Genomic DNA, 11,953 nt, shown 5'->3' on the forward strand with positions numbered 1-11,953 from the left:
CTTAAAAAAGTATTCTTTCTAAAAGTTGAATTTGTCGTAATAAAAAACCCACCGAAGTGGGTTTTGATTTTATATTTTATTGAGCTGCTTTCTAAAAACTGTTGCCATAAAAATGGCAAACATAGCGCCTAATGTATTGGCCAAAACATCGGCTACATCTGAGGCTCTCGTTGTAGTGTAAACACTCTGCATGATTTCGATTGTAATTCCAAATAAAACCGAAAAGATAAACGAAATCAAAAATGCTTTTGCATCATCTGCTCCTTTGAGTTCTTTTTTGAAAAAAGTAATCCACGAAATTGTAAATCCAAAATGAAAACAAAAATGTATAATTTTGTCTATGCTTGGAATATTAACCGCTGGAATATTACTCGACTCTGCCAGGCAAAAATAAGCAATAACTCCTGAAACAATTAACGACCAGCATAAAAGGATTAATTTATGCACCGATAAGTGTTTTATAAGCTTCGTCAGACAATAAAGAATCGATTTCTGATGCGTCTGCAATTTTAATTTTAATCATCCATCCAGCTCCGTATGGGTCTGAATTTACAGTTTCCGGAGCGCTTTCTAAACTATCATTAAAAGCAATAATTTCTCCTGTTAAAGGCAAAAACAAATCCGAAACTGTTTTTACAGCTTCAACTGTTCCAAAAACCTCATCTTTATCAAGTGTCTGATCTAAAGTTTCTACTTCAACATACACGATATCTCCTAACTCTTTTTGAGCAAAATGAGTAATTCCTACAGTTGCAACATCTCCTTCGATGCTAACCCATTCGTGATCTTTTGTGTACTTTAAATTTGCTGGTATGCTCATAATAGTATGTTTGAAAATTGATTATTTAATTTTTAAGCCACAAATGTAATAATCTTCTAATGAAATTTAGTTTAGAAACCAAAAATTAATTTCCAAAATTGTATCGAAGCGTGAATCCTGATCGGATATTCGTTAACGGGAACGATGTTGAAATAACCGCTTTTGAAAACGAATGATCATAATAAAATATGGCGGTTAAGTTTTTGCTGAAAGCATAATCAGCCGTAAGCTTTACTGACCAGATGTTTTGACCCGCTGCTAATTGATTGTTATCATAATCTAAATAACGCACTAGAGTCTGGTTGTTTCTATAAGAAAAATCAGTTTTGATGTTGATGTCACTTTTAATGATTCCGGTTGGGTTATCAGCTAAACGGGAAGAAAAAATAACATCTTTAAAACGGTATCCTAAACCTACAACATATTCCAATCCTTTTACTTCAGTCAAAAGGTTGTTATCAAAACTCATCGACAAAGCTCTGTCTTTTTTTACCTCAGTCAGGACTCGTAAAGAACCTTTTAATTCAAAATCAACACGCATAAGCGGATTAAACTGCTCCACCAGGTTGACGTTTGACATAACGGTTTTATTAAAAAAGTTTAAATTAACATCCTGATTAGAAGTTCTTTCCGGATCATCATAATCAAAATTAGATCTAAACTGACTTACCGTATAAGAGGCTCTGTAATTGTGCTGCAATGAAAAACGCTTAAATCTGTCTTTGAAGTATTTATAACGCATCAAGCCATTGTATTTTACGCTCCAGTTTGGAAGCGGAAAACTTTTAAAAATTCCTGTTGAAGCACTAGAAGCACTGCCTCCTGAATATGCCGCTAAAAACGATGGCAGCAATACAGCCTGATTACTTTTCCCGAAACCTATTGGATACCCCTGATTAGAAGAATAGATTTCTCTTTTCTTTTTTTCTGGATCATCATTTGGATCAATTGGATCAGCCGGAATTGGGTTTGCTGCATCTCCGTACCTAGGAATTACATTTCCTGCACCATAATAATCTTCGGCCAATCTATTGGCAATTACAAGGCGGTTGCTTCTAAAATCATCAAAAGCAGCTGATTGATTTTCATCGCTTGTAGAAAAAGCCGTTTTAATCAATATGGTAGAAATGGAGAACATTCCGTAAGTATAAGGCGCTAATGGAGTATAACGATTGTTATCATTCACATCAACAAAATACTGCTCAGATGAGTTTTTAGAATACGATCTGTCCATTGCAATATCAATCTTGAAATCAGGAAACAAATCTACATTTGCCGTTATTTTTAATGCTTTGGTATTTACCTGTGTAAAATTCTGATTGAAATTATCATACGTGGTCAGCCAGCCATTTTTAGCTGCTTCGTAACGCACATCATCCTGGCTACCAAAAATAAATCCTAAAGTTGGCTTAGAGGTTCCTAAAAATCCTATACCCGGCGTGTATCCAGGCAAAACTGTCCCGCTATTCTCTGTATAATTAACCTGAATGTTTTTTACACTTGTTAAGACTCCAATCATAGCATCATAAAAAGGTCTGTTCTGAGCTACTGGCTGTTTATTTGTATTTACAATTTTCTCCCCAGGCTTAGGTGGTGTAGTAGGTTTTGGCTTAGGTGTTTTTTTACCTCCCGGCACCAGACCTAAATATTTATACAAAGTTGTCATTGTAAAGGTTGTAGCCAAAGTATTTGAATTGGCATTTTGAATCGTATTTCCTAGATCATATGTCGTTTCACCAACTTGTACTTCAGACAATGCTGACGTGGATCGCTGCCAATTGTAATCAGCCGTATAAGAATAATTTGCTTTTACAAAACTAAAAACTGGTATTTTATATAGTGGAATTTCATAATTTAAAATCAATTGCTGCGTATGTTGATTTGCCGTTCCGATATCTAAGTAATCATCCCAAATATTAAAATCTTCTTTAGGCGAATTATCATCATTAAGGTAGTTTTTGACAATATTATTAGACGATGCCGTATAATTTAATTTTAATGATTTTGTTAGGTTAAATCCAAAACCATATTGATAATTAAACGCAAAATTTCTTCTGTAAAGAGGATCCAGCCCAATTCCAGGAACATTTTCTACCTGTCTGAATTGCTGACTATTGCTTTGCCTTAAAATATTGGTATTAAAAGAAATATTAGTAGGAAGATAATTAAAATTAAAATCACTTAATAACTTCCAATATTCACTTTTTTTCATGAATTTGGTCTGCTTAAATGGCACTACCTCTTTCGGCTGAAACGTATAAGCGTAGTTAACAGCTGTATTGGTTTGCTGGTCTCTATAGGCTTCGATTTCAAAATCATGACGTTCAACTTCATTATAAGATTGAGAGAAAGTTAAATTCTCCGGATCATAAACGTGCGGTTTTTGCTCCGCTGCTCTCTCTTTTTTAACGCCAATAAAATTGATACTGCGACGCTTGGTATAATCTATAGCACGATTTTTAAAATTCGCTTTTTCCTCAGGATCTGTAGTGTAATCTAATAACTGCTCTAATTTAATATCCTGATTAAACGGGTCATATTCCGGCGTAATTACTTCTTCGCCAACAGCGTAGTTGAACGGTAAATTAATTCCCCATTTTTGTGGTAATAATTTACCCAGATTCATATTAGTAACAATATTATATTGCTGAATATCCTCACGGCTTCTTTCGTTTGCACCCTGCTCAAGAGAACCAAAACCAATAGTGCTTTTTCTACCTGTTGCAGATACCGTTGCAAAATCGGCCATATTACTATCAACACTTAAAATAGCAGCCATACCGCCTTTGTTGTCCATATCGGCCAAACGTAATTCATTGAACCAAACTTCACCTTTTACATTTTCATGCAAAAGATTATTTTTTAGTCCAACCATTAAATTACGAACCAATCCAAAGTTTGGATTTCCTTTTATACCCAAACGAATAGTATCATCACCGTCACCATTTTCCTGTTCCGGATCATCATCAGGATAATAAATACCATCCACATCGCGTTCATCAAGACCTTTAGCCATAGCTACAATCTTCATTTGTGTCAACAAATCAAGTGGTACATTCATTTGATTTTCTTCTGGCCAAACCTCAGTAGCGCTTTTTTCGCACCCTCCGGTGGTATTTGTTACTTTTAATGGAATTTCTATCTGATAAAAATTCTCTGTAAAATCATTTCCAAAACGTAAAAAACCAGTCATATCACCATCATTAAGAGCGACTTCATCTACTAATGATTCCGCATGAAGGAACATTTTTAGTTTTTTGTACTGACGCATATCAATACTTACATTTTTAAAAACAGCTCTTGAATCTCCAGGACGCAAACCTTCGTCTGAAACGCGTAATGCTAACGATTGCTCGTTTTGATTAATGATTGTATTGTTATTATACAACTGCTCTCGGCTAACATCCGGTGGCGCCACATAATTTACAGGACATTTTGTGTCGTTTTCCTGAATACTCACAGCCTGCACGTCAAAAACAGTTTGAGCAGCCGGATTAGCCGTTGTAGAAAGCGGATTGGTATATCTTCTCCACTCACCACGAACTAAGTCTAAAGCTCCAAAACGAACCGTAACCTGATCGTTAAAACCAGTCATGAACATTCGCATAAAGCGAACCGAACGTAAAAGAGTGTTTTGTTTTCTCTCTTCTTCAGTAATACCCACAACATCACTTGGATTGCTCAACGGAATTTTAAACTGAATCCATCTCGCAGCAGTAGTACTTCCGTTAGGCAAATCACCCACAGCAGCAATATCTCTAATATCTGTAATAAAATTTTGTCCAATAGCCATATTGGGTCTCATATCAATCGCATATTCATAATAGGCATTGATATTATTCATGGTATTATCACGGTTGATATCCTCTGCATCAGGCAATGTAGTTGCAGCACGATTGGCATCGTTGATATCGACAGCTGAGTTTCCTTCAACACCATTGTATTTTTTATAACGATCCAGAACACCTCCATCTGTATTTAAAAAATAAGTATAATCATCAGCAGCGGGATCGTCTTCTCCTGCATAATTCTGATAAACAGCACCTTCTTTTGAGTTTGGCAAACCGTCTAAACCGACATCCTGATTGGTTCTGTTTCCTGCATTCGTATCAAAAGCATAAATTAAAGACTGCGAAGCCGGAACATCTCCCCAAGTTGGCTGAGGCGTTACCAGTGCCTGATCAGGACCTAAACCATTTTCATATTGTTTTCTTCCGTCTTTTAAAATATCTTCGGAAATTTCACCAAGGTTAAAATAAATTTTTCCTGTATTTGATTGTGGAATGGCTCCTGAACCCACATAAGGATCCAGTACCCAAAACTGAATATACTCTACATTACTTTGCTCAAAATTGGTTGAATTTATGGCACGCATAATTCCACCAAAATTTGATGCTGACGGCTCAGTATTAAAAGTGGGATTATTATTATATGGCCCTCTTTCTGAAGGATAATAACTTAAATCGAGGGTACTAATTACCTGAATCTGACCTTGAGCAATATCGGTATTAGGATACAATTCCTTACTGTAAATACGTCTGGTTGAATTCAGCGAAAGGTCATCATTTGTAATGCCAGATGGTTTATCCGTATAAAACACCGGATCGATAGAATACCAGGAAAGTTTAGATCTTCTATGTCCATATTCTAAACCATCAACATCGCCATTAAAATCATAAGTACTGGAAGTTGCATTTTGCGGAGTAGATGATAAACTCCAGGCATAAGGAGAACGCATATCGATAGTGGACTGAGTACCTTCGAAATCATCAACATAAATAGTAGCTTCACCCTGAAAATCACTTGCTTTTGGTGCATCCGGACGTAAAAAAGCAACTTCTCCACGTATCGATATATTCGAGGGAACATCGGTATCTATATTAGGTAATTTATTAACCAAGCGTGTTAAAAACGGAACTTCACTGGAGAAATTACCATTAAATCCAAAAATAGTATTATTTACTGACTCCTGTCCGTAGTTTGATTTTTGTGTAAAGGGTCTTTCGGTCATTTTTAGATATGTACCGCCTACCACAAAATTATCCGAAATTTTGTGCTCTACATTCAAACCCATAAATCTTCGGGTTTGCTGTCCAAAAATAGAATTGTTTTCCAAAGAAACTTCAATTGGCGTATTGGATGCCTGAAGTGATGGATCTAAAATCTGAACTCTTCCTAATTGATAATTTACACTATAATCTACCCCTTCAACTAAAACTCTACCACCAGCAGTAACCACTACAGATCCCTGAGGTACATTAAAGGCACCAATAGGGATACCATCATTTCCTGTAGATTTATATCTTCCTCTTAATAAGTATTTGTTTTTATCACTATCCTGTAAAGCTCCTGACTGTGTGTTTCGATACATGCTTCTAAACACATATTTTTGCTGATCAGCATTATAAGATGTTTCATTATTATATTCTGCTGTAGAAGCAGATCTTTGTAATTTTTGAAATATACGCTCTCCAAATGGCTCTTTGGTAGTAAAAATTATTCGTCCATTCTGTGCGTCAAAAGTAATTCCGGGTAAAAAATCAAAGAAACCATCTCCTCCTGTTTGCTCATCGTTATTATAATTCAATCTGTCTAAATCCAATACATTCAACAAAGGCGTTTCCTGAACACCTGCTGGCAGAGGGTTGCTTTCATCTACAGGTTTTATATAATTTATTGGAGACGGATCTGCGTATAAAATATTAAATCTAAAATCATCCTGCTTAATTTGATAAGCTCCCGGAATTTGATAAACGTTTTTCATCATCAAATTCCAAACCGGATTACTTACTTTAGTCAAACTGCTTTTAAGCATTTTCAAAACTAAACTTTGGGTGATAATTGCCTGATTTGCATTAGCTCCGCCAGTATTCGTAACCACGGTAGCATCTGCACCATCACTACCAAACTCTCCCACCTGATGTATGGTATTTCCATCTGTGTATTCGTACGCTACCGCCAAAACCTCATCGTTGCCTAAACGTTGCTGAAGAGAAATATAACCCAATTGTGCATTATAAGAAAACTCATTAGACGTTAATTTTCGGGCATTTTCGAGTATCGAATAATCAGAACCTTCATTAACGCCTGTCTGGGTAAAACCAGATTTAACTGTTACAATTTCTCTAATTTGTGGTTTCAAATAAGAATTAGCCCCACCAATATTTTCAGGATCATATTTATTATTTTTATTATCCGATGGAGAATCTGTAGGCTTGGTAAAAAAATCGACTGGAGAATCTATAACCACTACTTCAGAATCTGTAAGTCCGGTTAATCTCGCTTCACCTAAATCCTGAAGCGCGACAATATTTCGTAAATTATTACTGGTTGTACTAACTCTGTTTTGTTTATTGGTTACCCAAACTTCTATTCTTGTAATCTGAACACGGCTTTTTACAAAAGGATAATCTTCTAATGAAGCATCATATAGATTTCTGAAATATTGTGAAAGGAAGAAGTGACGGTCATTATCATAGTCTAAAGCAAACAAATCGAAATTTTGTACGGTACCACCTCCTTCGGCTACCACACTTTTGGTTTGAGATTTTTGTTCCGAGAAAACTCCGGTAATAGTCGTTTTTCCAAACTGCAATTGTGTTTTTACACCAAATAAACTCTGAGCTCCTCGTATCAAAGTACTATTAAGAGGCATACTCACGTTTCCTACTTCGACTTTTTGAATTATATCATCTTCTGAAGGAGTATATTCTAATTTGAATAAATTTTGAAAAGCAAAAGTCGATTGCGTATCATAGTTGGCATTTACGGCAAGTCTTGTCCCTACTTTACCCATCAAACTCATACTGATTCTCTGATCAAAATCAAAAGTAAGACTGGATCTGTTGCGGGGAGAAAAGGAAGGATTGTCTTGTTTGGAATACCGAAGCCCTAAATCCATTTCTACTGATCCCGTAGGCTTTACATCGATGGTATTACTACCAAATATACTTTCAAAAAGGCTTGAATTTATGTAATATCGTGGCAATAAATCTTTTTTAGCTTCTTCACTGCCTGCTTTTTTGCCATCAATGGCATCCATTTTTTTTCTAAAATAATCCCTTCTGGATTCTTTTAGCACTAAATCTTCGTATTCCTTAGGAGTTAAAACAAGAGGATAGTCTATCGAAAAACCATTAACCGAACTGGTATAAATATAACGATCTGTAACAGGATCATATTTGTAAGCAGAAAGAATACTTTCAGGATTTTTAAGTTCAACTTTTCCAACAGAAAAGCCTGTTTTAGTTGTATCTTGAACTGTTTGATTTACCTGAGCCTGCGAAGCAAAACCACATGATAAGACAAACAAAAAAATACAAATTTTACGCATATACCTTAAGTTTCAGATGAGGGTTTATAAACTCTTTAACGCTTTTTTGATGATTGTTTCGACAGTAGCGTCCGGATCTTCTTTTACGATTTTCTCTACTACTTTTTCAGAAGTTTTTCTAACAAATCCTAAAACTTCTAAAGCAGATAACGCTTCATCTCGGTTTGTATTGTTTTGAACAACAGAAACTTCATCTAAATCATATAATTTTAATACTTTTTCTTTTAAATCAAGTATTACCCTTTGCGCCGTTTTGCTTCCAATCCCTTTAATAGACTGGATAACACCTACATCTCCGGAGGCAATTGCATTTATTATTTGTCTTGGCTCAATCGATGACAACATCGTTCTTGCAATGTTTGCTCCAATTCCTGAAACCGACAATAGCATTCTAAATATTTCACGTTCCGATTTTTCGGCAAAACCAAATAAAGTATGCGCATCTTCTTTAATTTGAAGATGCGTATACAATTTTATAAAATCAGCATTAGGAATTAATGAAAAGGTGTGTAAGGATATGTTTACATGATATCCTACTCCACCACAATCAATTACAACTTCTGTGGGATTCTTTTCGACTAATTTCCCTTGCAAATGTGCTATCATAGTAAATATTAATAGTTCCAAATATAATAAAATTGAGGTAAAATAGCACAATCTTACCCGATACTTTACAGAACTATACTATTTTGCAATTTTATTTTTTTTAATCTCTTTTTCCTGAGCATCGATAACCGCTATTGCAGCCATGTTTACCATTTCTTCTACGCTTGCTCCTAATTGGAAAACGTGAACCGGTTTACCCATTCCCATCATAATTGGTCCAATAGAATTTACTTTATAAAGTTCTTTCAACATTTTATAAGTTATATTCGCAGATTCTAGGTTAGGAAACACCAGCGTGTTTACTTTTTTTCCTGCCAATTTAGAAAAAGGAAATTTCTCCTGAAGCATTTCCGGATTCAGGGCAAAATCTGCCTGAATCTCTCCATCAACAATCATTTCAGGATGATTTTTATGCAAATAAGCTACAGCTTCTCTCACTTTAGAGGCGCTTTCGCTTGTAGATGAACCAAAATTCGAAAAAGAAACCATTGCAATAACAGGTTCAACACCAAACATTTTTGCCGTTTTTGCCGTCATCAAAGCAATATTTATTAAATCCTGCGCAGACGGATTAATATTAATTGCGGTATCTGATAAAAACATTGGTCCTCTCGCCGTCATCATCATATTCGCCGTAGCAACCAGCGAAGCTCCATGTGCTTTATCGATTAACTGCAACATTGGTTTCACTACCGAAGGATAACTTCTGGAATGACCTGTTACCAAAGCATCCGCTTCGCCTTCGTTCACCATCATAGCTGCAAAATAATTACGCTCACGCATTAATTTTTGAGCATCAAGCAACGAGATTCCGCGTCTTTCTCTTGTTTTCCAGTACGAAGTTGCGAATTTATCTCTTCTTGCTTCTTCTTCTTTCGTTTTAGGATCTATGATTTGAACATCAGCATCAAAGCCAAGCTCCTCTTTAAGTTCTAATATGATTTCTTTATTCCCTAATAAAATTGGAAAACCAATACCTTCTTCATAAACAATTTGAGCTGCTTTTAATACATTCAAATGATCTGCTTCGGCAAAAACAATTCGCTTAGGGTCTATTTTAGCACGGTTTGTAATCAAGCGCACCATTTTATTATCGTTACCCATACGTTCGCGAAGCGTATCTTCATAGGCCGCCCAATCTGTGATAGGATTTTTGGCTACTCCGGATTCCATAGCTGCTCTTGCAACTGCAGGCGCTACTACCGTAATCAATCTAGGGTCAAATGGTTTAGGGATAATATACTCCTGACCAAAACCTAATTTCATTGCGCCATACGCCACGTTTACTTGTTCCGGAACGGGTTCTTTTGCTAAAATTGCCAACGCTTTTACCGCAGCCATTTTCATCGCTTCGTTAATTTTTGTCGCTCTTACGTCTAGTGCTCCTCTAAAAATATAGGGAAAACCTAAAACGTTATTTACCTGATTAGGAAAGTCTGAACGCCCGGTAGCCATAATAACATCTTTACGGGTTTCTGTAGCTAAATTATAATCGATTTCAGGATTTGGATTGGCCATTGCAAAAACAATAGGATTGTCTTTCATTGTCAATAACATTTCTGCCGACAAAATATCTCCTGAGGATAATCCAATGAAAACATCAGCTCCTTTTACTGCTTCAGCTAACTCAATTTTAGGTCCATCTATGGCATATTTTAATTGTAATTCTGATAGCGAAGGGTTGTCTTTGGTTAAAAGTCCTTTACTATTAAACATTAAAATATTTTCAACTTTAACACCTAATAAAACATATAAGTCTGTACACGCTATTGCAGCCGAACCTGCGCCAGAAACTACTACTTTTACGTCTTCTGCTTTTTTTCCTGCTAATTCCAAAGCATTTATTAATGCTGCAGAAGATATAATGGCAGTACCGTGCTGATCGTCATGCATTACCGGAATATCCAATTCTTCTACCAGTCTTCTTTCGATTTCAAAAGATTCTGGTGCTTTAATATCTTCAAGATTAATACCTCCAAAAGTAGGAGCTATATTCTTTACTGTTTGAATAAATTCTTCGATATCTTCTGTATTAACTTCAATATCAAAAACATCAATATCAGAGAATATTTTAAACAGCAATCCTTTTCCTTCCATTACTGGTTTAGAAGCTTCTGGACCAATATTTCCTAATCCTAAAACGGCAGTACCGTTTGAAATTACGGCTACTAAATTTCCTTTTGCAGTATATTTATAAACATCATCGATATTTTTTGCAATCTCTAAACAAGGCTCAGCAACTCCTGGCGAATAAGCCAATGACAAATCTCTTTGTGTTGCATATTTTTTTGTTGGAACTACCTGAATTTTCCCTGGAGTTGGTTCTGAATGGTACAGTAACGCTTCTCTTTTTTTACTCTCTTTGTTCATTCGTTTTAGCTTTTATTCTAGCTTACAAAGATATAAGTCTTGGTTTAAAAAGGTGTGATTTTAACGCTTTCTTTTCTCAAAAATAACTTTCAATTCCTTCCAAAAAAATAGCCCGGTGTTTATCCAGGCTATTTTGTAGTTTTTTATTTTAAAAAAATCTTATTGTGAAATATAAGAATTCAAATGATTAATGGTATCCTTTTGAATTTCGATTATCGCTTTTACCACATCGCTAATCGAAATAATCCCTACTACAATTCCTTCTTCCAGGACAGGTAGGTGCCTTATTCTTTTAGTGCTCATAAGCTCCATACAAGCATCCAAATCATCTGCTAATGTTACTGTAAAAACAGTACTTTCCATGATCTCGTGAACAAAAGTTTCTTTTGAAGATTTGTCTTTCAAAACAATTTTTCGGGCATAATCTCTTTCAGATAAAATTCCTTTTAACTCCGTTCCTTCAATAACCAGAATAGCTCCAATGTTTTTTTCCCCCATTACTTTCAGGGCTTCATAAACTGTATTAGTGGGAAGCACTGAATAAACATTTTTTCCTTTTGTGTTTAGTATTTGATTTACCGTCATATCTGAAAAATTTTAGAACTATAAAGTTAAAAAAAAATGCAAACAAACTCAATTTTAACTCACTTTTTAAAAGTTAAATAATTCATTTTAAACATAATACACTAAATTTTCTATTTTAGAAACGTTCTTATACAAAAAAGAATGCATTATACTATTTTTTTGAGAAAAAGACAGGTTTTTGAATTAATCTTATAATTCTGTCCGTTTCATATCAATGATTGATAATGGCACACAGATGA

6 protein-coding genes are annotated in these 11,953 nt (G+C 35.3%); all 6 read right to left on the minus strand.

Annotated elements, in window-relative coordinates; genetic code table 11:
- Window positions 1-69 precede the first annotated feature (69 nt).
- The 6 genes from GON26_RS14715 to GON26_RS14740 all read right to left on the minus strand — a co-directional run bounded on the left by GON26_RS14715 (window position 70) and on the right by GON26_RS14740 (window position 11,714).
- Window positions 70-447, minus strand: a complete 378-nt coding sequence (locus GON26_RS14715; protein ID WP_160375542.1) for a VanZ family protein — start codon at window positions 445-447, stop codon at window positions 70-72.
- A complete protein-coding gene (gene gcvH / locus GON26_RS14720; RefSeq protein WP_160375543.1) occupies window positions 440-820 on the minus strand; it encodes a glycine cleavage system protein GcvH in 381 nt (126 codons plus the stop codon). The genes GON26_RS14715 and gcvH overlap by 8 nt, the downstream gene beginning before the upstream one ends.
- 85 nt (window positions 821-905) lie before the next feature.
- Window positions 906-8,153 carry a T9SS outer membrane translocon Sov/SprA gene (sov, locus tag GON26_RS14725; protein WP_160375544.1) on the minus strand — a complete coding sequence of 2,416 codons (7,248 nt, stop codon included), beginning with the start codon at window positions 8,151-8,153 and terminating at the stop codon, window positions 906-908.
- Between the two features lie 24 nt (window positions 8,154-8,177).
- Window positions 8,178-8,759 carry a Holliday junction branch migration protein RuvA gene (gene ruvA, locus GON26_RS14730; RefSeq protein WP_160375545.1) on the minus strand — a complete coding sequence of 194 codons (582 nt, stop codon included), beginning with the start codon at window positions 8,757-8,759 and terminating at the stop codon, window positions 8,178-8,180.
- Between the two features lie 78 nt (window positions 8,760-8,837).
- Window positions 8,838-11,129 (minus strand): NADP-dependent malic enzyme, encoded by a 2,292-nt coding sequence (locus tag GON26_RS14735; protein ID WP_160375546.1) that lies wholly within the window; start codon window positions 11,127-11,129, stop codon window positions 8,838-8,840.
- Window positions 11,130-11,288: 159 nt separating this feature from the next.
- Window positions 11,289-11,714 carry a CBS domain-containing protein gene (locus GON26_RS14740; protein ID WP_160375547.1) on the minus strand — a complete coding sequence of 142 codons (426 nt, stop codon included), beginning with the start codon at window positions 11,712-11,714 and terminating at the stop codon, window positions 11,289-11,291.
- Window positions 11,715-11,953: the final 239 nt, after the last annotated feature.

The organism is Flavobacterium hydrocarbonoxydans, from assembly GCF_009789235.1.
In the GTDB taxonomy this organism is placed as follows: domain Bacteria; phylum Bacteroidota; class Bacteroidia; order Flavobacteriales; family Flavobacteriaceae; genus Flavobacterium; species Flavobacterium hydrocarbonoxydans.